Source organism: Bradyrhizobium erythrophlei (genome assembly GCF_900129425.1).
GTDB lineage: Bacteria > Pseudomonadota > Alphaproteobacteria > Rhizobiales > Xanthobacteraceae > Bradyrhizobium > Bradyrhizobium erythrophlei_C.
In genome coordinates this window covers 262,136-285,199 of the sequence record NZ_LT670817.1, presented here as the reverse complement: position 1 = coordinate 285,199, position 23,064 = coordinate 262,136, and the positions used below count along the sequence as shown (strand labels likewise).

Annotated in this window: 20 protein-coding genes and 1 riboswitch; of the genes, 3 read left to right on the top strand and 17 right to left on the bottom strand. The window is 63.7% G+C overall.

Annotated features, from left to right (window positions below; genetic code table 11):
• Nucleotides 1–20: 20 nt before the first annotated feature.
• The 3 genes from B5527_RS01300 to B5527_RS01290 form a co-directional block, all read right to left on the bottom strand.
• Nucleotides 21–1,463, bottom strand: coding sequence for an MATE family efflux transporter (locus B5527_RS01300; RefSeq protein ID WP_079599687.1), 1,443 nt, complete (start codon nt 1,461–1,463; stop codon nt 21–23).
• A gap of 131 nt (nt 1,464–1,594) precedes the next feature.
• Complete coding sequence (locus B5527_RS01295) at nt 1,595–2,650, bottom strand: hypothetical protein (protein ID WP_079599686.1); 1,056 nt, start codon at nt 2,648–2,650, stop codon at nt 1,595–1,597.
• A gap of 220 nt (nt 2,651–2,870) precedes the next feature.
• Nucleotides 2,871–3,977, bottom strand: coding sequence for a 2'-deoxycytidine 5'-triphosphate deaminase (locus tag B5527_RS01290; protein ID WP_079599685.1), 1,107 nt, complete (start codon nt 3,975–3,977; stop codon nt 2,871–2,873).
• A gap of 111 nt (nt 3,978–4,088) precedes the next feature.
• Nucleotides 4,089–4,168: riboswitch (SAM riboswitch) on the top strand.
• Nucleotides 4,169–4,239: 71 nt separating this feature from the next.
• On the opposite strand from B5527_RS01290, the gene B5527_RS01285 reads away from it, so the two are divergent.
• A complete protein-coding gene (locus tag B5527_RS01285) occupies nt 4,240–5,445 on the top strand; it encodes an O-succinylhomoserine sulfhydrylase (RefSeq protein WP_079599684.1) in 1,206 nt (401 codons plus the stop codon).
• A gap of 76 nt (nt 5,446–5,521) precedes the next feature.
• On the opposite strand, the gene B5527_RS01280 is transcribed toward B5527_RS01285, so the two are convergent.
• From B5527_RS01280 to B5527_RS01270, 3 genes are read right to left on the bottom strand one after another with little or no spacing between them, the layout of a single operon-like run.
• Nucleotides 5,522–6,562 (bottom strand): SGNH/GDSL hydrolase family protein, encoded by a 1,041-nt coding sequence (locus tag B5527_RS01280; protein ID WP_079599683.1) that lies wholly within the window; start codon nt 6,560–6,562, stop codon nt 5,522–5,524.
• 13 nt (nt 6,563–6,575) lie between these two features.
• Nucleotides 6,576–7,334 carry an SGNH/GDSL hydrolase family protein gene (locus B5527_RS01275; RefSeq protein ID WP_079599682.1) on the bottom strand — a complete coding sequence of 253 codons (759 nt, stop codon included), beginning with the start codon at nt 7,332–7,334 and terminating at the stop codon, nt 6,576–6,578.
• Nucleotides 7,331–8,593: an OpgC domain-containing protein gene (locus B5527_RS01270; protein ID WP_079599681.1), complete on the bottom strand. Its 1,263-nt coding sequence runs from the start codon at nt 8,591–8,593 to the stop codon at nt 7,331–7,333. The genes B5527_RS01275 and B5527_RS01270 overlap by 4 nt, the downstream gene beginning before the upstream one ends.
• Nucleotides 8,594–8,829: 236 nt before the next feature.
• On the opposite strand from B5527_RS01270, the gene apaG reads away from it, so the two are divergent.
• Nucleotides 8,830–9,222 (top strand): Co2+/Mg2+ efflux protein ApaG, encoded by a 393-nt coding sequence (gene apaG / locus B5527_RS01265; RefSeq protein ID WP_079599680.1) that lies wholly within the window; start codon nt 8,830–8,832, stop codon nt 9,220–9,222.
• Nucleotides 9,223–10,136: 914 nt separating this feature from the next.
• Here the strand turns inward: apaG and B5527_RS01260 are convergent.
• From B5527_RS01260 to B5527_RS01250, 3 genes are all read right to left on the bottom strand, one after another.
• A complete protein-coding gene (locus tag B5527_RS01260) occupies nt 10,137–11,141 on the bottom strand; it encodes an Hsp33 family molecular chaperone (protein ID WP_079599679.1) in 1,005 nt (334 codons plus the stop codon).
• A gap of 304 nt (nt 11,142–11,445) precedes the next feature.
• Nucleotides 11,446–12,384 (bottom strand): ornithine carbamoyltransferase, encoded by a 939-nt coding sequence (argF, locus tag B5527_RS01255; RefSeq protein ID WP_079599678.1) that lies wholly within the window; start codon nt 12,382–12,384, stop codon nt 11,446–11,448.
• Nucleotides 12,381–13,592 carry an aspartate aminotransferase family protein gene (locus B5527_RS01250; protein WP_079599677.1) on the bottom strand — a complete coding sequence of 404 codons (1,212 nt, stop codon included), beginning with the start codon at nt 13,590–13,592 and terminating at the stop codon, nt 12,381–12,383. The genes argF and B5527_RS01250 overlap by 4 nt, the downstream gene beginning before the upstream one ends.
• 465 nt (nt 13,593–14,057) lie before the next feature.
• Here B5527_RS01250 and B5527_RS01245 point away from each other — a divergent pair, with 465 nt between their 5' ends.
• Complete coding sequence (locus B5527_RS01245; RefSeq protein WP_079599676.1) at nt 14,058–14,567, top strand: GcrA family cell cycle regulator; 510 nt, start codon at nt 14,058–14,060, stop codon at nt 14,565–14,567.
• Nucleotides 14,568–14,874: 307 nt separating this feature from the next.
• On the opposite strand, the gene phoB is transcribed toward B5527_RS01245, so the two are convergent.
• The 8 genes from phoB to B5527_RS01205 all read right to left on the bottom strand — a co-directional run bounded on the left by phoB (nt 14,875) and on the right by B5527_RS01205 (nt 22,811).
• Entirely contained in the window at nt 14,875–15,576 is a 702-nt protein-coding gene (gene phoB / locus B5527_RS01240; protein ID WP_079599675.1) for a phosphate regulon transcriptional regulator PhoB, read from the bottom strand.
• A 128-nt stretch (nt 15,577–15,704) separates the two neighbouring features.
• Nucleotides 15,705–16,421 carry a phosphate signaling complex protein PhoU gene (phoU, locus tag B5527_RS01235; protein WP_079599674.1) on the bottom strand — a complete coding sequence of 239 codons (717 nt, stop codon included), beginning with the start codon at nt 16,419–16,421 and terminating at the stop codon, nt 15,705–15,707.
• A gap of 13 nt (nt 16,422–16,434) precedes the next feature.
• Nucleotides 16,435–17,259, bottom strand: a complete 825-nt coding sequence (gene pstB / locus B5527_RS01230; protein WP_079599673.1) for a phosphate ABC transporter ATP-binding protein PstB — start codon at nt 17,257–17,259, stop codon at nt 16,435–16,437.
• On the bottom strand, nt 17,256–18,101 hold the full coding sequence (pstA, locus tag B5527_RS01225; protein WP_079599672.1) for a phosphate ABC transporter permease PstA: 846 nt from the start codon (nt 18,099–18,101) through the stop codon (nt 17,256–17,258). Before pstA ends, pstB begins: the two co-directional genes overlap by 4 nt.
• Before the next feature lie 4 nt (nt 18,102–18,105).
• Nucleotides 18,106–19,095, bottom strand: a complete 990-nt coding sequence (gene pstC, locus B5527_RS01220) for a phosphate ABC transporter permease subunit PstC (RefSeq protein ID WP_079599671.1) — start codon at nt 19,093–19,095, stop codon at nt 18,106–18,108.
• A 177-nt stretch (nt 19,096–19,272) separates the two neighbouring features.
• Nucleotides 19,273–20,283 (bottom strand): phosphate ABC transporter substrate-binding protein PstS, encoded by a 1,011-nt coding sequence (gene pstS / locus B5527_RS01215; RefSeq protein WP_079599670.1) that lies wholly within the window; start codon nt 20,281–20,283, stop codon nt 19,273–19,275.
• Nucleotides 20,284–20,424: 141 nt separating this feature from the next.
• Entirely contained in the window at nt 20,425–21,723 is a 1,299-nt protein-coding gene (locus B5527_RS01210; protein WP_079599669.1) for an ATP-binding protein, read from the bottom strand.
• 32 nt (nt 21,724–21,755) lie between these two features.
• Nucleotides 21,756–22,811: a lysylphosphatidylglycerol synthase domain-containing protein gene (locus tag B5527_RS01205; RefSeq protein WP_079599668.1), complete on the bottom strand. Its 1,056-nt coding sequence runs from the start codon at nt 22,809–22,811 to the stop codon at nt 21,756–21,758.
• Between the last annotated feature and the right edge of the window lie 253 nt (nt 22,812–23,064).

Here is a 23,064-nt window from a genome sequence, read left to right as displayed (position 1 = left end):
CGGCGGCGCTGATCGCCCGGTCAGGACAACGCTGGGCGGACTTCCGCAACGGCGCCGCGGCGCGGTCCCCAGCGGGTCAGAACCACGCTGGCGACCGACAACACGCCGAGCACCGCCATCGAAGCTGCGGCCAGCGCGAAGAATTTCGCGGCGGTCGCGTCGTTCATCGACAGCCACCAGCCGCCGCCAGCCACGAACAACAGCCGAACGGTTTGCGCGAGCACCGGTCCCAGGACTTTCGCAGCACCTTGCGAGGAAAAATACATCGAGATTGACAGCCCCAGGAACGCGTACATCGGCGCGGCGATCGACAAATACTGCCGGCTGGCGGCACGCACGCCGCGATCATGCGTGAAAATATCCACCCAGAGGTCGGGGAAGATCGCAATCACGCTGCCGACGAGGCCGACCGAGACGAACGACACGCAGCCTGCGATCAGCGCAATGCGTCGCGCGCGCGCCACGCGCTCCGCGCCGATCGCCATTCCGACCATCGGCACCGACGCAATTCCGACCGCGAAAGCGATCGAGGTCAGCATGAATTCCAGCCGGGCGCCGATACCGTATCCGGCCAGGACTTGGGTTCCGAATTGCGCGAGCATGTGGGTGAGGATGGTAATCGTCAGTACCGACTGCAGCGGCGAGAAACAGGACACGGCACCGACTTTCAGAATGTCGAAGAACATGCCGCGCCGGATTCGAAGTCCCCGGATCACCGGCGTGACCCGCGCCCGGCCGGAAAAAATGTACCATGCCATGATCGCGCCGCCGATCGAATAAGCGGTCAGCGGACCCGCCGCCACGCCGCGCATGCCGAATTGCGGTACCGGCCCGAGCCCCAGCCCGAGGATACCGCCGAGCACGATCTGACAGACGGCGGAGTTGAGAATGATGAGCGACGGCAGCTTCATGTTGCCGGTGCCGCGCAGGATGGCGCCAAGCGTGTTCATCAGCCATGGCAGCACCGCGCCGCCGAAGAAAATCTGGGCGTAGCCGGTCGCGAGCGCCAGCACGTTGCCGCGGCTGCCGAGCAATTCCAGAAGCGCCTGGCCGAAGGCCAGCATGATCAGCGTGATCGTGAGCCCGAAGCAACCACCGATCATCAGCGCGTGGACCGCCAGCGCGCTGGCCCGCTCCCTGTCGCCGGCGCCGAGCGCTCGCGCGATCGCCGACGACACGCCGCCGCCCATCGCGCCGCCCGACATCGTCATGGTCAGGATCACGAACGGAAACACCAGCGCCATCGCGGCCAGCGACTCGACACCGAGCCGGCCGATATAGGAGGTCTCGGCGATCACCACGCAGGTGCCGGCGCTGAGCGCGATCACGTTCGGCCACGCCAGCCACAGCAGCGTACGCAGGATCGGACCGTCGACCAGCGCGTTTCTCGCCGGCGCGTCAGGCGTCGGAAGCGGACGCTCCTGTTCGTCGACAGGTATTTCGGGGACGGCGATATCGGGCAACGTGGTTCTCTCCCTTGGCCCGATCTGATTGCCGCGCCGCAATGTGTCCTAGCACGATCGTGTCCGCTTCCCCGTGCATCGGGCGCAATGGCCCTGTGCGGGATTGCAGATGAAGGTAACCGGGTTTTCCGCTACCCGATCGACCAGACGAACGGCGGAGCACCGCCCAACGCGGGCGTCATGCGCACAGCGATGTGGCGGCCGCAGCCGGCCGCGAGCCCTTCAAACAGTCCTTCCAGGACCCTGGCGCAGGCCGGGTGACAATCCCCGACATCGGCCATCAGTCTCCAGGTCGTCTGCCTGATTTCGTGGCCGCTATCGTCATCGTCGCCATCCACGTCGTCGTCCTGCGCCTGCAACAAGGCGCGCAGGAATGCAGCGAAGTCTTTGGCCGTTCCGTGGCCCAGGCCGAAGCCGCGCGCGACCTCGTCGAAGAACTGCATGCCGATCAACTTGCCGGTCATGTGCAGCAGGTAGCCGGCATCTTCGGGGCCGAACAATTGCACCAGGACCGGTGCCGCGGTCCGCACATATTCCATCGCGTAATTGCGATAGGCCTTTTCGAGCCGCGGCTTTGGCCAGCTCGCGACCGGCAAAGCCGGTGCATTTGCAGGATCGAACATAGGGGCTTCGAGATGGCGCGCGAACACCAGGCGCTGATCGGTCTCGAGCGCGTGGTCGTATTCGCAATAGTAGCCTTCAAGGCCGTCCTGCCCGTCGACGCTCTGCTTGGTACAGACGAAGCCGAGGTTGGGATTGCCCAGCGAAACGCCGTTGTTGGCGTGCCATCCCCGCAGCATCGCGCGCGACACTTCGCCGGGCACGCCGCAGATCGCGGTACCCTTCCATATCCAGCGCGGCGGCGGATAACGGATCCAGGCCTTGCGATCGGACTCGTACATGTATTCGACCGACACGCCGCCGATCCAGTTAGACAGATAATGATATTGCGCCGCCGCCACCGCCGGCGGCAGGTGGCTGAGGCCGAGTTTCTCAAGGCCCGGCAGGAAGCGTTCCTGCTGCTGACGGCGGAACACCCGGAACACGAATTCCGCGGCATCCGGCGTCCCGCGACGTGTCACCACCGTGAGGATGAGCCCTGTAAAATAGGCATGATAGAGATCGGCGACACTGCGCCATCGCAGCCATTTTGCTTGGTCCGCGCTGCCGTTTTGCGCCGTCGTCATGCTCGCTCCCAGTTTCTGTTTTGGTCACCGTGGCGCAGGAGGCCGTCGTCGGCAAGCGGCGAGGCGAGCACTCGATCCTCATGGTGAGGAGCGCGTCGGAGTTTATCATCGGGCTGCGCTTCGCGCGGACCCGTTGGCGCGTCTCGAACCATCCAGTCCCGATGCCGCCATCCTTCGAGACGCATCGCCTCGCGATGCTCCTCAGGATGAGGGGCCAAAGCTACGCCCGAAAATGCTTGCTCAGCTTGAGGCCCTGCGCCTGATAGTTGGAGCCGATGCGCTGGCCGTACATGGCGTCGGGCCGCGCCAGCATTTTCTCGTACACCAGCCGGCCGACGATCTGGCCGTGCTCCAGGATGAACGGGACTTCGCGCGAGCGTACCTCCAGCACCGCGCGCGAGCCTTGCCCGCCGGCGCCGGCATAGCCGAAGCCTGGATCGAAGAACCCGGCATAATGCACGCGGAATTCGCCGACCAGGGGATCGAACGGCACCATCTCGGCGGCGTAGTCCGGCGGCACCTGAACGGCCTCTTTCGAGGCGAGAATATAAAACTCGCCGGGATCGAGAATGAGGCTGCCATCGGGCCGCGCCGATATCGGTTCCCAGAATTCGCCGATGGCATAGCCGCCGCGGCGGTCGATATCGACCACGCCGGTATGGCGCTTGGCGCGGTAGCCGACGAAACCACTGGCATTCTCGCCGGACAGATCGACGCTGAGCGCCACGCCGTTGACGAGATCGGCGTCGTCGGCATCGACCAGCCGCTCCAGATCGTGCAGCGCGTCGAGTTCGTCGGCGTTGAGGATGGCATCGCCGGTGCGAAAGCGGACCTGCGACAGTCGCGATCCCTCGCGCAGCAGCACCGGGAACGTCTTCGGGCTGATCTCGGCATAGAGCGGGCCATGATAACCCGCGCCGATCATGTCGAACCGCCGGGTGCCGTCCGCGATCACACGGGTGAACACGTCGAGCCGTCCGGTCGAGCTTTTCGGATTGGCGGCGGCGACGATTTCCGGCGGCAATGCGAGACTCTCCAGCAGCGGCACGATGTAGACGCAGTTGGTCTCCAGCACCGCGCCGTCGGTCAGATCGATTTCGTGCAGCTTCAATTCATCGATCCGCTCCGCCACCGTCGCGCCCGGCCCCGGCAAAAAGCTCGCGCGCACCCGATAGGCGACATCGCCGAGACGCAAATCGAGGCTGGCCGGCTGGATCTGGCTTTCGACAAAGGGATAGGCGGGCAAAATCAGGCCGGCATCCGCCATCGCCGCGATCATGCGGTCGGGCAAAATACCGTTGGCGTCGGGTTGAAGCGTGAACGACACAATGGGGTCCTCGGGATGACTTCGTTAGCCCATCCAGACGCTGAAAATACGGACTTTTACCGGTTATCCGATGACCGCCTTGACGGAAAGGGCGCGAGGGAATATCAGCATCAGTTATCCCGTGGTGATTTGAGCCGGCCGGCTTGCAGCCACGTTAAATAAGTCGCTAAACAGGCCGGGGACAGTGTGATCCCGGCCTGTGGAATTTTTCCAGGCCGGTTTTTTTGTGACCATTTTTCGAGATGGTCACGATGGAGGACACATGTCTGATACTACCGCACCCGCGTCGCCCACCGCCCGCTACCGTCCCGAGACCCGGCTGGTCCATTCGGGCAATTTGCGCTCGCAATTCGGCGAAACATCCGAGGCGCTGTTTCTGACCCAGGGCTTTGTCTATGACAGCGCCGAACAATGCGAGGCGCGCTTCAAGGGCGAGGAGCCCGGCTTTCTCTATTCGCGCTTTTCCAATCCGAACATCGCGATGTTCGAGCGCCGCATGATCGAGCTCGAAGGCGCCGAAGCCGCCCGCGCCACCGCCACAGGCATGGCCGCGGTGACCACGGCGATTCTGGCGCCGCTGAAAGCCGGCGATCACGTGGTCGCCTCTAAGGCGATGTTCGGCTCGTGCCGCTACGTCGTGGAAGATCTGCTGCCGCGCTACGGCATCCAGTCCACGCTGGTCGACGGCCTCGATCTCGACCAGTGGCAGAAGGCGATGCGGCCGAACACCAAAAGCTGTTTCCTGGAGAGCCCGACCAATCCGACGCTCGACGTGCTCGACATCGGCGCCATCGCCGAGATCGCGCACCAGGGCGGCGCCCGGCTGATCGTCGACAATGTGTTCGCGACGCCGATCTGGCAGAGCCCGCTCGCCCTGGGCGCCGACGTGGTGGTGTATTCCGCGACCAAGCACATCGACGGCCAGGGCCGCTGTCTCGGCGGCATCATCCTGTCCTCGGAAGCGTTCATCGCCGAACACATCCACAATTTCATGCGCCAGACCGGCCCGTCGATGTCGCCGTTCAACGCCTGGATCCTGCTGAAGGGGCTGGAGACGCTGGCCGTCCGCGTCCGTGCGCAGACCGAAACCGCCGCCGCCGTCGCCGACGCGCTGTCGCGGCATCAGAAAATCTCGCGGCTGATCTATCCCGGCCGCGCCGATCATCCACAGGCCGCATTGGTGAAGAAGCAGATGCACGCCGGATCGACGCTGGTCGGCTTCGAGGTCAAGGGCGGCAAGGCGGGTGCGTTCCGGTGTCTCAACGCGCTGAAAATCTCGCGGATCTCGAACAATCTCGGCGACGCCAAGAGCCTCGTCACCCATCCCGCCACCACCACGCATCAGCGCCTGACCCCGGACGCGCGCGCCGAACTCGGCATCAGCGAAGGTTTTATCAGATTTTCCGCCGGCCTCGAACATCGCGACGATCTGATCGAGGATCTGCAGCAGGCGCTGGAGAGGGCGTGAGGTAGGGGCGAGTGGCGAGTAGCGAATGGCGAATTGCCTTTCACCATTCGCCACTCCCCATTCGCCTCACCTCACCTCACATCGGCCGATATTTCTGCACGCTGCCCGGCACGTTGACGCCGAGCTTGATCTGGCCGACCGACTTGATGATGTCGTCGCCGAGCAGCTGGGCGAAGCAGGCGTAACCCCAGTCGTTCATGTGCAGGCCGTCGGCTATCACGAAGCTGTCGATGGGCAGCGCCTGCTGCTCGTGCCATTCGCGCATCACCTCGAAGCGCGGGAAAAATCCGACATGGCGCAGTTGGGCGACCTTGCCGAGCAGCTTCACCATCAGGCTGGCGCTTTCGGCGCGCTCGGTGACCCTCGGAGAATATTGCGGATCGACCAGCACCAGATCGGCGCCGGCGGCCTGGATGCGGGCCACGCCCTCCTCCACCAGCTTTGCGGTCTCGGTGGGATCGAGGTTGCGCAGCACCGCGTTGGTGCCGACCTGCCAGATCACCAGATCCGGCTTGGCGTCGATCACTTCGGCCTGCAGCCGCTTCATCATTTCGGGCGCATCCTCGCCGCCCCGGCCGCGATTGAGGATGGTGATGTTGGCGTCCGGATAATGCCGGCGCAGCTGCGCTGCCAGCCGATTGGGATAGGTGAATTCGGGCGACGTCGTGCCGTATCCCGCGGTCGAGGACGATCCGAACGCGACGATGACGACCGGCTCGCCCGAGGCGAGCTTGTTCGCCACATGCGGCAGCGACCCCATCGACTTGGCGCCGCCCTTCGGCGGCAGGCACGGAACGCGGCTGAAAATGTCGCCGGCCGATTTCGCGACTTGCTTCACCTTTTCGATCGTCTTGGTGGTGAGGCTCTTTTGCTGCGGCGGATTGGCCTGGTCGACCGCGGCAACATTGCCCGCACCGCTGGCGCCGGTGGTCTGCGAGGCCGCCGGTTTGGCACCGTCGGATTTGGGGGCGTCGGATTTGGCGCTGTCAGATAGCGCGGCCTGCTGGGCGGCCTGGGCGCGCGCGACCGGGACCGACGGCGGCATCAGCAACACAAGTGCGGCGACCACGGGCGCAGCCAGCGATGCTTTTCGGTAAAAAGGGCGGTGAAAACTCATTAACGCCAGATCCTCAGTTTTGCTGAGCGGGGCCAAGGTGCGCCGCGTCGATCACAAATTTCGACAGCGCGCGGCCGAGACAATCGTGGACACGCTTTGCCAATTCGATGCCATGGAATGCGCTGAACAGGTCGAAGTCTCCCGAGTCGTTCCATTGCCGCATGATGGCGAAGCGGTCAAACAGCGGAACGTCGTGCTGCTGCGCCACCACGCGCATATTATCCAAATAGGGCGGCGCGGAAATCATCGTTTCCGTGCGCGGGCTGTATTGCAAGTTCATCAAGATCACGTCGGCTCCCGCATTTTGCAGCGCAGCAACACCCTCGTCAACGGCAGTGCGAAAGTCATCGGGATCGACGGATCGCACAGCATCGACCGTGCCGGTCTGCCAGATCACCAAAGTAGGCTTTTTGCCTTCCATCAGCTTAACCATTCCGGCGGCTACTTCCTCGGCGGTTTTCTTGGTCTGTAGTTCCACGGAAACGTTGACGGGAACCGATGGAAGTTTCTCCCGCAGCATCGCCTGCAACCGGCCGGGATAGGCCACGCCTTCCGACGTGTTGAGGGTCGACGACCGGCTGCCGATCACCAGAATATCCAGTGGATGGCCATTTTTTACCGCGTCCGCGACCTTGGGCAGCGCACTTTCGCTGCTGAGCAGGTAGTCGGGCACCTCGCAACTCTGGGGAGTATCCTCGGCGCGCGCGGGCACTGCGGCAAAAAAGCCCGTCAGCATGAGCAGTCCCAGGATGGCTCCCGAGTTGGACGTCATAAGCCCCCTCCCGCCATATCGGCATTGCCGATGGCGCCCTTTCTCTGCGAGGCGCTCTTGTCGGCGGAATGCTTGTACCACGAAATTACCCAGGCCACGGCGCACATGATGAATATCCCGGAAATACTGACCAGGAAATGCAGCGCGGCCCCGCCGGAAACCTCGGCCAGCACGAAATGCCCGGCAAACGCCAGGAACACGCCGAGGCAGAAAATTTCCAACGAGTGCTGCCCGCACAGGATCAGCGGCCGCAGCCACGGCGACTTCAAGCCGGGCCAGTCGCGCGGGAGGAAACGGACGGTGATTGCCGCCAGCGCCAGGAAGTGCGCGAACCTGAGGACGTCGAGATCGGTCTTGTCGATCGGATACATCCACTGCTCGAGCCAGCGCGGCATCAGATGGCTCAATTGCGGGAGATACCAGGTCAGCGTCACGCAGAACGCCGCGAACAGGTAGGCCAGCGAAATCCACAGCGTGACCGGCGATGAAAGAATCCGCGACATGCGCCGGGCGCCGCCCAGCGCGCACCAGGCGCCGAACACGAACAGCAGTTGCCAGGCGAACGGATTGAAGACCCAGTAGCCGTTCGGATAGGCCGACAGGTACAGATCGAAATGCCAGGTGAGGGCATAGAGCACGACCGACAGCGCCAGCGTGACGTCGGCTCGCCATTTCATCAGCCACAGGATCAGCGGCAGAAACAGCATCAGCACGATATAGAGCGGCAGCACGTCCATGTTGACGGGACGAAATCTCAGGAGCAGCGCCTGGACGATGGTGACGTCGGGCTGCTTGAGGAAATCCATGATTCCCATTTCTTCCGAATATAGCGGGTTCTCGAAGCTGGTGGCGACGTAGGAAATCTCCGCCAGAAAGATCGTGAACAGGAACACGTGCGCGACATAAATCTGCCAGACCCGGCGCAGGATGCGCGCGGTCGCGATCACGAAACCGGACTCCAGCATGGCGCGGCCGTAAACGAACGCCGCGGTGTAGCCCGAGATGAAAATGAAGATTTCGGTGGCGTCGCTGAAACCGTAATTGCGGATCGTGAACCAGGTCAACAGATTGGGCGGCAGATGGTCGATGAAGATCAGCCACAGCGCCAGTCCGCGGAACAGATCGAGCCGCAGTTCGCGCTCGCCGACCGCGGGAAACGAAATGGCCGGTGCCGAGGCAACGGGCGCCGCGTCCTGCGCGATCGCATCCGCTGCGCCCGCAAGCGGTGGTCCGGCAATTCGATCGGCAATGGACGTCATCTGGCACCGGGTTTGAGCGGCTCTGCTTTACGAATCCGCACGGCACAAAGCATAACACCGGCAGATAGTACCGGCCCCGGATTTGCAAGCAAGTTACGTTGGGCTGCGCGGCCGCGCTTTAGAGCGGAACTATGTTGAAACGACGATGGGAGTTGAGCGCACGGATGCCGCCGAGGGCGGTTGGTTCCGCTGAATCTTTTCGATATGATCCTCCACCATTGGAAAGAGTCGCCCGCATGTACCGCGCCGTCACCCGCCAGATCGAAGTCACCGTCGAGCCGAACTTCATGCCGGGACGCTCGTCGGTCGAAAAATCCGAATATTTCTGGTCCTACACCATTGTCATCACCAATACCGGCGACGAGACGGTGCAGTTGCAGACCCGGCACTGGATCATTACCGACGCCTCGGGCCGCAAGCAGGAAGTCCGTGGCAAGGGCGTCATCGGCGAGCAGCCCGTGCTCGCGCCGGGCGAGCGCTTCGAATACACCAGCGGCGTGCCGCTGCCGACCCCGTCGGGCATCATGACCGGCCGCTACCAGATGGTGAACGAGAGCGGCGAACGCTTCGAGATCGACGTGCCGACGTTCTCGCTCGACAGCCCGGATGGGAAGCGGGTGCTGAATTAGGCGCTTCCTTACCTCGCCCCGCTTGCGGGGGGAGAGGTCGCGAGCTCCCGGCAGCGCGCTTGCGCTGTCCGGTGGCGAGCGGGTGAGGGGGACTCTCGACAGACCCGGACTCGCGGAGAGTCCCCCTCACCCGGAGACTTCGCTGCGCTCCGTCTCCGACCTCTCCCCGCAAGCGGGGCGAGGTGAACCGAATTCAATTTGCAAACAGCGTCGTCATTTTCCGACACACCTCCGCGATCTCGCCGCATGTGTTGCGCGAGGTTTGGCCTGCTCGTTCCGCCCTCTGCAATCAGAGGGCGCAGGGAATGCCGGGCGCCCGATGCGCCCGCCGCCGCGCGTGCAGGGGTAGTGGTAGAAAGCACACGCGTTAGTCAGGTCACACCGGAATCACCCGGCATTCCCCGCGCAATGGTTTACGGCTTATACCGTGCTCTCCCCGGTGATCGGCTTTCTTGCCACCGTCGCCGGCGGAGTTGCCTCCACCGACTTGACACCAGCGTCGGGGTGTCAGGACCACACGTCTTCGCCGTCCGCCTCAAGCACCCTCGTCAGGAGCACCATCCGCGTCCACCGCACCCCGCCCCGCGCTGGTGACGTTGCGCAACGCCCCTCTGAGTGGGACTGGATGGCGGTGAATATAGAAGTGATTTGGGTCGGGCGGCAAGAATAATTTCTGAAAATCAGAAACAGGTCGGGGCCAGTTTTTCGCCCGATGAAGCCGTCATTCCGGGGCGATGCGAAGCATCGAGCCCGGAATCTCGAGATTCCCCGATGTGCAATGGCACATCTGAGGTCTGGTGCTAACGCACCATCCCGGAATAACGGAGTCTCAATTGCAAATGATGAACCCGGGAACGACGCTCAAGTGACGCAGCGGCCGGGCTCGTCCGCCCGGGCATGACGTCGAGTGTGCCCTACTCCACGCCCGTTTCGTCCGGCGTGAACTCGTACACCGACGAGCAGAACTCGCAGGTCACGACCACCTTGCCGTCCTTGACCATGTCGGCGCGGTCTCGCGGCGCGAAGCTCGCGAGCATGCCTGCCACCGCGTCGCGCGAGCAGGAACATTGCGCGCGCAGCGGCAGCGGCGGAAACACCCGCACGCCGCGCTCGTGAAACAAACGATACAATAGCCGCTCGCCCGACAGATCCGGATCGATCAGCTCGACGTCTTCGACGGTCGAGATCAGCGACTGGCCTTCCACCCAGGCGTCGTCTTCCGCCATCAGATGCGCAACGACACCTTCCGGCGCGTCGCCGGGATGCAGATCGGGCTGCCGCGCCCGCTCCGGCGCCTTCGGCAAAAACTGCAGCAGCATGCCGCCGGCGCGCCAGCGATGTCTTGGGCCTTCGCCGCCGCCGCGCCATTCCTCGCCGACCGCCAGCCGCACCCTGGTCGGAATCTGTTCCGAACGCAGAAAATATTCGTGCGCGGCGTCTTCGAGGCTGCCGCCTTCGAGCGCCACCAGTCCCTGGTAGCGGCTCATATCCGGGCCCTGGTCGATGGTCATGGCGAGATGGCCTTTGCCCAGCAGCGCGCCGGAATCCTGGCCATCCCTGAGCCGCTTCGCATCGAAGCGCGCATAGGCACGCAGGCGGTCCGGCGCCTGGAAGTCGACGATCAGAAACGATACCGGGCCGTCGGTCTGGGTCTGCAGGATGAAGCGGCCTTCGAATTTCAGGGACGAGCCGAGCAGCGTCGTCAGCACGATCGCCTCGCCGAGCAATTTGCCCACCGGTGCCGGATAATCGTGCTTGGTGAGAACGTCGTCGAGCGCCGGGCCGAGCCGGGTCAGCCGTCCGCGCAGATCGAGCGAAGCGACCTCGAACGGCAGCACCGCGTCGTCGACCGGCACCGCCGACGGCGCGCGGATCGGGGTTTCCAGTGCAATTTTGATGTCGGGGGATTGTGATGTCATGGCACTTTATCTGGGGTCGGCGGGTGCAAATCGAAAGGGGGCCGGTGAAGAGCGAAAATCTCCCCACGAGTCGTCCCGGCCTGGTCCGCAATTGCGCACGGGACGTCGGGACCTTCTTCCCTTCTCCCCTTGTGGGAGAAGGTGGCAGCCGAAGGCTGCCGGATGAGGGGTCTGCATCCGCGGAGAGAGACCCCTCATCCGATCCTCGCTTCGCGAGGATCACCTTCTCCCACAAGGGGAGAAGGGGAAGAGACGACTCGCGCTTCGCTTGGCCGGAACAACGATGTAGTTGTTCAAGCGACCTTCACGCCACCGCCTCGAAGCACCAGGCCAGAATGCCCTTGTGCGCGTGCAGGCGATTTTCGGCTTCGTCGAACACCACCGACTGCGGGCCGTCGATCACCTCGTCGGTGACCTCGTCGCCGCGATGGGCGGGAAGGCAGTGCATGAACAGCGCGTCCGGTTTCGCCAGCGCCATCAGCTTGGCGTTGACCTGATACGGTTTCAGCAGATTGTGGCGATGCTCGCCGTCCTTGTCGCCCATCGAGAACCAGGTATCGGTGACCACGCAATCGGCGCCGCGCACGGCGGCCTCCGGATCGTTGCCGAGCACGATCGGCGCCTGCGTCGCCTTGATCCAGTCCCGCATCGACTTGTTCGGCGCCAGCTCCGGTGGAGTCGCGATGCGGAGATTGAACTGAAAACGCTCCGCGGCATGCGCCCACGACACCAGCACGTTGTTGTCGTCGCCGGTCCAGGCGACGGTGCGGCCTTCGATCGGGCCGCGGTGCTCCTCGAACGTCATCAGGTCCGCCATCACCTGGCAGGGATGCGAGCGCCGCGTCAGCCCGTTGATGACGGGCACGGTGGCGTGGGCGGCGAGTTCCAGCAACGCATCGTGGTTGAGAATACGGATCATGATGGCGTCGACGTAGCGCGACAGCACGCGCGCGGTATCGGCGATGGTCTCGCCGCGGCCGAGCTGCATTTCCGCCCCGGTCAGCATGATCGATTCACCGCCGAGCTGGCGCATGCCGACGTCGAACGACACCCTTGTGCGGGTCGAGGGCTTTTCGAAGATCATCGCCAGCGTCTTGCCCTCGAGCGGCCTTTCCAGCCTGGCACCTTGTTCCTTTTGCGCCTTCAGCTTCGCCTTCATGGCGACGCTGGCTGCGAGAATGTTGCGCAATTCCTTGGTCGGAATCTCGTTGAGGTCGAGAAAATGGCGCAGGGCTTTACTCATTGCCCCGCCGCCCGTTTCAACTGTGCGCTGGAAAGCTCAACGCAGGCGCGCTCGAGGCGCGCCACAGATTCCTCGATCTCGGATTCGCTCACGATCAACGGCGGCAGAAACCGCACCACGTTTTCGCCGGCGCCGACCGTGAGCAGCTTTTGCTCGCGCAACGCCGCCACCAGATCGGCCGACGGCACCACCGCCTTCAGGCCGATCAGCAGTCCCTCGCCGCGCACTTCCGCAAGCACGTTTGGATGGCGATCGACCGCCGAGGCGAGCTTCTGTTTCAGCAACAGCGACATCTTCTGCGCGTGCTCGAAAAATCCGGGCTTCAGCATCACGTCCAGCACCGCGTTGGCGGCCGCGACCGCGAGCGGATTGCCGCCGAAGGTCGAACCGTGCGAGCCCGGCGTCATGCCGGAGGCGGCTTCAGCCGTCGCCAGACAAGCGCCGATCGGAAAACCGCCGCCGAGCGCTTTCGCCAGCGACATCACGTCCGGCGTCACGCCGAGGCGCCGGTAGGCGAACAGGTCGCCGGTGCGGCCCATGCCGGTCTGCACCTCGTCGAATACCAGCAGCAGGCCGTTGTCGTCGCAGAGCTGGCGCAACGCCTTGAAGAACGCGTGCGGTGCGGCGCGCACGCCGCCTTCGCCCTGCAGCGGCTCGATCAGGATGCCCGCGGTGTGCGGGCCGATCGCCTTCCTGACGGCTTCGAGATCGCCGAGCAGCACCTGGTCGAAGCCGTCCATCGGCGGCCCGAAACCTTCGAGATATTTGGCCGAGCCGGTCGCCGCCAGCGTCGCCAGCGTTCGTCCGTGAAACGCGCCGTCGAAGGTGATGATGCGATAGCGTTCTGGATGACCTTTGACGGCGTGGTATTTGCGCGTGACCTTGATCGCGCATTCCATCGCCTCGGCGCCGGAATTGGCGAAGAACACGAAGTCAGCAAAACTTTGTTCGCACAGCCGCGCCGCCAGCCGCTCGCCGTCCGGGCTCTTGAACAGGTTCGACATGTGCCAGAGTTTTGTGGCCTGCTCCTGCAATGCAGCGACCAGATGCGGATGGCAATGGCCGAGCGCATTGACCGCGACGCCGGAAGTGAAGTCGAGATAGCGTTCGCCGTTGGTCGCAATCAGCCATGCGCCTTCGCCGCGCTCGAAACCGAGATCGACCCTGGCGAATACGGGAAGCAGATGTGACGTCGCGCTGTTGGTCATGGCGATCACTGACGGTTAGGCCCGGCCGCGATGCGCGCATTGGCGCGATCGCATCGGCAACCAGTCCCGGAAAAACAAACGTGCCGCCTTTTCGGGGCGGCACGTGCAGGCATTCTATGCGCGCGGCCATAACTGTCAACCGGTCCCGGGGGGCCCCCGCGCGCGCTCCCTGCAGGTTTGCAGCCGTGGAAAAATCCAATTGCAGTGCTTAACTCACGGAACATGTGGACGCGCTCACGCGGACTCTTGCGCCAGAGTCACGCCATATTGTAGCGTCTGGGCCGTCGGGTACGACATCTCGTGCGGCGGTTCGGATCCTCTAAGTCGTCAGTGTCAGGCGTACACGTTCGGGCGCGCTTTCCGCGCCCGGCGAGGGCTAAGGGATTCTGCCCGCAGGGATTTTGAGAGAATTGGCATCGCTGCGCTGTCCCTGATCGGCCGGCGCCACGCGAAGGGAAGAGTGCGATGACTGTATTGACCTGGTCTGACGATCGCGTCGAGCAATTGAAGAAATTCTGGGAGGCCGGGCTTTCGGCCAGCCAGATTGCCGCGGAACTCGGAAATGTGACGCGAAATGCCGTGATCGGCAAAGTCCACCGGCTAGGCCTTTCGGGCCGCGCCAAGAGCCCCTCCTCGGCCGCACCGCGGCAGCGCAAGGCCCGCCCGGCCCAGCCGATGATGCGGGTGTCGCGTCCGGTCTCGCGCGGCAACACCGCGCTGGCGCATGCTTTCGATGTCGAGATGGAGCCGGATCCGATCGCCTACGACAACGTGGTGCCGATGAGCCAGCGGCTGTCGCTGCTGGAACTCAACGAGGCCACCTGTCACTGGCCGATCGGCGATCCCTCCAGTTCGGAATTCTTCTTCTGCGGCGGCAAGGCGCTGACCAGCCTGCCCTATTGCGCGCATCATTCGCGCATCGCCTATCAGCCGGCCTCCGACCGCCGCCGCCAGCCGCCGAAGCAGACAAGGTAGACTTCTCGTCATTGCGAGGAGCGTCAGCGACGAAGCAATCCAGCTTTGCTATGCGCGGCACCATGGATTGCTTCGCTACGCTCGCAATGACGGCGTGGAAGCAATCGCTTCAACCGATCCACTGAGAACGCTACACAAGTTGACGTCGTCCGGGCGAACGCCGGCTCCCGTGTCCCGGACGCGGTGCAGCGTCCTTCACGATGCACCGCAGAGCCGGGGACCTGTTCGGCGCTGTAAAAAAGATGGACCCCGGATCGGCTGCACACCGCTTACGCGCTGCGCAGCGTCCGGGGAACGTCAATGGCGCCTACTCCACCTTGGCGAACCGGTCATCCAGCGCGTAGCCGGCGCCGCGGACGGTGCGGATCGGATCCTGCTCCCGGCCCGGGTTGAGCAATTTGCGCAGGCGGCCGATGTGCACATCGACGGTACGCTCGTCGATATAGATGTCGCGGCCCCAGACGCTGTCGAGCAGTTGCTCGCGGCTGAACACCCGGCCCGGATGTTCCAGGAAAAATTCCAGCAGCCGATATTCGGTCGGCCCGAGGTCGATCGGACGGCCGGAGCGCGCGACGCGGCGCTTCTCGCGGTCGAGTTCGATGTCGCCGTAAGCCAGCACGATGGCGAGGCGTTCGGGGCTGGCGCGGCGCAACAGCCCCTTCACCCGCGCCAGCAGTTCCGGCACCGAGAACGGCTTGACGATGTAGTCGTCGGCGCCGGTGGCAAGGCCCCGCACCCGTTCGCTTTCCTCGCCGCGCGCGGTCAGCATGATGATCGGCAGCGACCGCGTCTCCGGCCGCGCCCGCAGGCGGCGGCACAATTCGATCCCGGACAGTCCCGGCAGCATCCAGTCCAGCACGATCAGGTCGGGAATGCGCTCCTTCAGCCGGGTGTCGGCGTCATCGCCGCGGCCGACGGTTTCGACGTCGTAGCCTTCTGCATCGAGGTTGTAGCGCAACAGCGTGGTCAGCGCTTCCTCGTCTTCCACCACCAATATCCGTGCGCTCATCTGCTAGCCTTCTGTTGTTGACGTTTTTTCTTCATGCGAACCGGCTTCCACTTCGCTCGAAAACGCCTTCTCTTGTTGACGCGTTTTCCTCACGCGAACCGGTCCCCACTTCGCTCGAAAACCCTTTCTCAGCTCCCAGGCACCGTGGTCGCAAACGTCGTCATGTCGCCCTTCGGACGCTTGTCGAGGATTTGCTGGCCTTCGATCATGTAGAACACGGTTTCCGCGATGTTGGTGGCGTGATCGCCGATCCGTTCGATGTTCTTGGCGCAGAACATCAGATGGATGCAGAACGAGATGTTGCGCGGATCTTCCATCATGTAGGTCAGGAGTTCGCGGAACAGCGAGGTGCAGATGGCGTCGACTTCCTCATCGCCTTTCCACACCGTCATCGCCGCCGGCAGGTCGTGCGCCGCGTAGGCATCGAGCACGGATTTGACCTGCGACTGCACGAGGTCGGTCATGTGCTCGAGGCCGCGGATCAGCTTCAGCGGATGGAAATCGCTTTCCAGCGCCGACACCCGCTTGCCCATGTTCTTGGCGAGATCGCCGATCCGCTCGAGGTCGGTGGCAACCCGCATGGCGCCGACGATTTCGCGCAGGTCCACCGCCATCGGCTGGCGCCTGGCGATGGTGAGTACCGCGCGCTCCTCGATGATGCGCTGCAGGCCGTCGATTTCGGCATCGGCGGCGACCACGTGCTTGCCGAGCGCGACATCCCTGCGGATCAGCGCGTCGACGGCTTCGACGATCATGCGTTCGGCAAGGCCGCCCATCTCCGCGACCAGCCGGGTCAGTTCCTGCAGATCGCTGTCGAACGCTTTCGCGGTGTGTTCTGAAGCCATCTTGAATTCTCCCTTAGCCGAACCGGCCGGTAATGTAGTCTTGGGTCCGTCGATCGCTCGGCGAGGTGAATATCCTGTCGGTCTCGTCGAATTCGATCAGCTCGCCGAGATACATGAAGGCGGTCTTGTCCGAGACGCGCGCGGCCTGCTGCATGTTGTGGGTGACGATGGCGATGGTATAGTCTTCCGCCAGTTCCTGGATCAATTCCTCGATCTTGGCGGTCGAAATCGGATCGAGCGCCGAACAGGGTTCGTCGAACAGGATCACCTCGGGCCGCACCGCCACGGTGCGCGCGATGCAGAGCCGCTGCTGCTGGCCGCCGGACAGGCTCAAGCCACTGGCGCCGAGTTTGTCCTTGACTTCGTTCCACAGCGCGCCGCCGCGCAGCGCCTTTTCCACACGGCCATCCATCTCGGACTTGGAGATTTTCTCATACAGCCGGATCCCGAACGCGATGTTCTCGTAGATCGTCATCGGGAACGGCGTCGGCTTCTGGAACACCATGCCGACCCGGGCGCGCAACAGATTGAGATCGAGCTTGGGATCGAGGATGTTGGTGGAATCGAGCATCAGCTGGCCGGTGGCGCGCTGCCCCGGATAGAGGTCGTACATCCGGTTGAAGATCCGCAGCAAGGTCGATTTGCCGCAGCCGGACGGCCCGATGAAGGCGGTGACGCGATTGGCGCCGAGCGTCAGGTTGATGTTCTTCAGCGCGTGGTTCTCGCCGTAAAAGAAATTCAGGCCTCGCGCGGTCACCTTGGCCGGCGCGTCCGCCTGATGCGGCACCGACGGCGCCGGCGCGCCCGGAACACTCACGGAAACGGAAAGGTCGTTCATTTTGCGGTCCTCTCGGCGCCGAGAATGCGCGCGCTAATATTCAGGGCAAGCACGGTCAGCGTAATAAGCAAGGCCCCGCTCCAGGCCAGCTGCTTCCAGTAGGCGTAGGGGCTTTGCACGAAGTTGTTGATGGTGACCGGCAGGTTGGCCATCGTCTTGGTCAGACCGAGGCTGAAGAACTGGTTGCTGAGCGCGGTAAACAGCAGCGGCGCGGTTTCACCGGCGACCCGGGCGGTCGCCAGCAGCACGCCGGTGATCAGGCCGGAGCGCGCCGCGCGGTAGGCAATGCGCTTGATGACGAGCGAGCGCGGCAGGCCGAGCGCGGAGGCCGCCTCGCGCAGCGGATTGGGCACCAGCAGCAGCATATCCTCGGTGGTGCGGACCACGACCGGAATGACGATCACGGCCAGCGCCAGCGCGCCCGCCAAAGCGGAGAACCCGCCCATCGGCACCACCACCGCGCCATACACGAACAGGCCGATGATGATCGACGGCGCGCTCAGGAGAATGTCGTTGATGAAGCGGATCACCGAGGTGAGGCGGTCGTTCCTGCCGTATTCGGCGAGATAGGTGCCGGCAAACAGGCCGAGCGGCGCGCCGATGCCGACGCCGATCACGGTCATGATGATCGAGCCGACGATGGCGTTGAGCAGGCCGCCCTCGGTGGATCCCGGCGGCGGCGTGTTCTCGGTGAACAGCTGCAGGCTGATGCCGGCAAGGCCATTGTAGAACAACGTGAACAGGATGAAGGCGAGCCAAGTGACGCCAAAGATCGCGGCGCCGAGGCAAAGCCCGCGGACGATGAGATTGCGGCGGCGGCGGCGGATGTAGATCGGGTTCATGTCTTCAGCTCCCCGCCTTCTTTTCCAGATGCATCAGCATCCACCGGGCGGTCGCCAGCACGAAGAAGGTCAGCACGAACAGCAACAGGCCGAGCAGGATCAGGCCGGACTGATGCAGGCCGTCGCTTTCGGCGAATTCGGATGCGATCGCGGCCGAGATCGTGGTGCCCGGAGAGAACACCGAACCCGAGATGCGGAACGCGTTGCCGATGATGAAGGTGACCGCCATGGTTTCGCCGAGCGCACGGCCCAGCGCCAGCATGATGCCGCCAATGACGCCGACCCGGGTGTAGGGGATCACCACGTTGCGCACCACTTCCCAGGTGGTGCAGCCGACCCCGTAGGCCGCTTCCTTGAGCACCGGCGGCACGGTCTTGAAGACGTCGACCGAAATCGCGGTGATGAACGGCAGCACCATGATGGCCAGGATCAGCGCGGCATTGAACAGGCTCAGGTAGGACGGCGGCCCCGCGAAGATGGTGCCGAGCACCGGAACATTCGCGAAGGTATCGATCAGGAAAGGCTGAAAGTAGTTGGCCAGAAACGGGCCCAGCACGAAGAAGCCCCACATGCCGTAGATGATCGAGGGAATGCCTGCGAGCAATTCCACGGCCATGCCGATCGGGCGCCGCAGCCATTGCGGACAGAGTTCGGTGAGGAAGATCGCGATGCCGAGGCCGACCGGAATCGCGATCATCATCGCGATCACCGAGGTCACCAGCGTGCCGTAGAGCGGGCCGAGCGCGCCGAGCACCGGCGGATCGGCCGACGGCGCCCACCGCGCCGTCCACAGGAAGGAAAATCCGAAGGCCCTCATCGCCGGCCAGGCGCCCGCGATCAGCGACAAAATGATGCCGCCGAGAATAAGCAGCACCGAAATCGCGCAGACGCGGGTGATCCAGTAAAAAGTAACGTCGCCGAGCTTGAAAGCGTTGAGCGCCCTGGCGCGATCGTAGGGTCCGGCAGCTTCCATTACATCGCTCTGAACGGCCATGTCTGCCACGCCAATCCCCTAACCTGTTTAGTCGATCCGCTCGTGTCCCGGATGCGATGCGGCGCAAAGCGGTGCGCTGCCGATCCGGGACCGATGTTGTTTAGCTGAGTTTGTGTCCCGGCTCTGCGGAGCGGCGCAAGAGACGCCGCACCGCATCCGGGACACCAGACTTTCAGCTCAGCTCTTGATGTCGGCCGACCAGGTCTTCTCGATCAGCTTGATCACCGAATCCGGCATCGGAATGTAGTCGAGTTCCTCGGCCATCTTGGTGCCCTTCTCGAAGGAGAATTTGAAGAACTTGACGGCTTCGGCGGAGGCAGCCTTGTCGGCCGGTTCCTTGTGCATCAGCACGAAGGTCGAGGCCACGATCGGCCAGGACTTGTCGCCCGGCTGGTCGGTGAGGATCAGGTAATAGCCCGGGGCGTGGGTCCAGTCGGCGTTGGCGGCCGCGGCCTTGAACGCCTCCATGGTGGGATCCACGGTCTTGCCGGCCTTGTTGACCAGCTTGGTGTAGGTCAGCTTGTTCTGCTTGGCGTAGGCGTATTCGACGTAACCGATCGAATCCTTGGTCTGCCCGATGTTGCCGGAGACGCCTTCGTTACCCTTGGCGCCAACGCCGACCGGCCATTCGACCGCCGTGCCGGAGCCGACCTTCGACTTCCAGTCCGCGCTGACCTTCGACAGGTAGTCGGTGAAGTTGAAGGTGGTACCCGAACCGTCGGCGCGGTGAACGACGGCGATCGCGGTCGACGGCAGGCTCAGTTTCGGATTGAGCTTCTTGATCGCGGGATCATCCCACTTGGTGATTTTGCCGCTGTAGATGCCGGCCAGGGTTTCGCCGTCCAGCGTCATGTCGCCGGCCTTCACGCCCTCGATGTTCACCACCGGGACGATCGCGCCCATGATCATCGGCCACTGGGCGAGGCCATCCTTCTCGAGCTGATCGACCTTCAACGGCATGTCGGTCGCGCCGAACGTCACGGTCTTGGCCTGGATCTGCTTGATCCCCGCGCCGGATCCGATCGACTGGTAGTTCACGCCGTCGCCGGATTCCTTCTTGTAGGCATCCGCCCATTTGGAAAGGACCGGATAGATGAAGGTCGAGCCGGCACCTGTGATGTCGGCGGCATATGCTGACGTCGATGCGGCGACCAGGCCGGCAGCGACGATAGCTTTCATGAAACGCATTGCTGGTCTCCATCTGGTGAGCGAAGCGCCGAATGCGCCCGATCGCGCTCACGCCGGTCCGTTTAGGAGCGGTCGATGCTGCTTTTACGACGGTCTAATGACAGCTGGATGACGCACACAAGCAATTGATATTACGTGTCTTTATGCCGAAACCGCGGGCCTGGCCTGGGGAAAGCAGGCGGTAAAGGTGGCGCCGTTTTTCGGCACGCTTTCGATCAAAAGCCGGCCCCGATGCCGGTTAACGATATGTTTCACCAGCGATAAACCGAGTCCGGTTCCGCCCTGCGCGCGGCTGTCGCCGACATCCACCCGGTAAAACCGCTCGGTGAGCCGCGGCAGATGTTCCGGGGCGATGCCGGGACCGAAATCGCGCACCATGACGCGAACTTCCGGCACGCCTTCGTTCGACATGGCCTGGCTCAGCGAGACGATGACCTTGCCGCCAGAGGCGCCGTATTTCAGCGCGTTCTCGATCAGGTTCTCGAACAGCCGCAGCAATTCCTCGCGATCGCCCGCGATCGCCACTGGATCCTCGGGCAGGTCGATATCGATCGTGACCTGGCGCTCCCGCGCCAGCGGCTCCAGCCCATCGGCGACCTGGCGGATGATCGGGACGATATCGACCAGCGTATCGGGGCGGACATGGGCCGACAGTTCGACCCGCGACAGCGACAGCAGGTCGTCGATCAGCCGCGCCATCCGCGTCGCCTGGGTGTGCATGATGCCGAGAAAGCGCTCGCGCGCCTTGGCATCGTCCTTGGCCGGCCCCTGCAGCGTGTCGATGAAGCCCGACAGCGCCGCCAGCGGCGTGCGCAATTCATGACTGGCATTGGCGACGAAGTCGGCGCGCATCTCTTCGACCCGGCGCAGCGGGGTCTGGTCGTGGAACGTCATCAGCATGCATTTATCGGTGCCGCCGAACAGGGTCGGCACCGGCACCGGCGTGACGATCAGTTCCATCCAGCGATCGACCGGCACGTGATCGAGATAGGTCGCACGCCGGCTTTCGGTGGTGGCGATGGCCTCGCGCAGCGCGGTGATGATTTCGGGCGAGCGCAACGCGAACTGGGCCAGTTCGTTCTTGCGCAGCGCCGGCGCGAGCTGCGCCGCCGCGGCGTTGAGGTGAATGACGCGGCCGGCGCGGTCGAGCAGCACCGCCGGATCCGGCATGCCGGACACGATGGCGCTGACGGCCGCGGTCTCGACCGGGTTGACGCCGCGGACATCCTCACGTGAGGCAGTGGCATTGTGCAATCGCCACGGCACCAGCGCGGCGGCGGCGATGCAGGTGAAAACCGCAGCGGCGCGGACCAGCGGCAGTTCGCCCAACGCGACCAGCACGGTCAGCGCCAGCCCGGCGGCAAGCAGAATGATGGCCGAATGCCGCAACCGGTCCGGCCACGGCGAAAAGAAGGAAGTGGAAGTATCGTGTAGTGCCATCGGACCGGCTCTCTTCGTTCGGGTCCGTCTCGTCAGGCGCCGGTGTCCCCGCGCTCTCTTACGTAGACGGCCTCGCGTTTCGGCGCCGCCTCAGAGCCGGGCGTCGCCCGACGCAGGCGCTTCAGCCGCGCGCCGAGGATAACCTCCCGAAACGTCAGTAAGATTACAGATATGACGAACGGCGCAAGATAATAGAGCACGCGGAACAGCAGCATCCCCGCGAGCAGGTCTTCCCGGTCCATCTGCCACAGGCCGACCAGCATGGCGGCGTCGAACACGCCCAGCCCGCCGGGGGAATGGCTGGCAAAGCCGAGCAGCGTCGCCGAGACAAAGATAACCGCGACAACCACGAAGCCGAGGTTGGGCTCGTCCGGCACCAGCACGTACATCGCCAGCGCGCAAAAGCCGAGATCGACAATGCCGATCACGATCTGCAGCAGGGTCAGCGGACCGCCCGGCAACTGCACGGTCCAGGGCCCGCGACCGACCGCTCTCGGTTGGGTCCAGACCCAGACCACATAGGCGACCAGCCCGACGATGATCCCGAACGCGACGATACGGTTGAGCCAGATCGGCAGCTGATCGATCGCGGCCGCCGCTTCCGGATGAAAGGCGATACCCAGCCCCAACACCGCGGCATTGCCGAGCCAGAAGGTCAGGCCGGCCAGAAAGCAGATCTTGGCGACGTCGATCGCGTTCAGTCCCCACGCGGAATAGATGCGATAGCGCACCGCGCCGCCGGTAAACACGCTGGCGCCGACATTATGCCCGATCGAATAACTGGTGAAAGCCGCGAGCGCGTTGACGCGGTAGGGAATATCGGCGCGGCCGATGGCGCGAACCGCGAACAGGTCATAGAAGGTCAGGGTGAAATAGCCGGCGGCAACGAACAACGCGGCCAGCGCAATCTGGCGGGGCTCGGTCTGCTTGAGCGCCTCGACGACCTCGTCGACGTCGATGCCGCGAAGCATATGGTAAAGCACGTAGCACGCGATCGCGATGACCGTGACGCTGACCGCAACACCTAGCTTATGCAGGATTTGCTTCTGGCGCAGAAACGAGGCCGCCCTGCGTATTGCTTCCAGCATCTCCACCTCGAATTACGATCCCGCGACGCCGGTACCTGAGCGAACTTCGCCGCTGCCGGCACCACGCTTGTTCTCTGCCCCGATGTGGTAGCGTGTTTTGCGCCGGAGTGGAATTCGCATAACGTGAATAAAACGCGCTCCTTCAACATATTACGGGCAATTCATGCTTGCGAAATGCCCAGTTTTGCTGCATTCGCGCCAGCAGAGCGAAGTCCCGGCCGCACCCCTGCGCGGCAAGTGGTCAAGTTTTCAT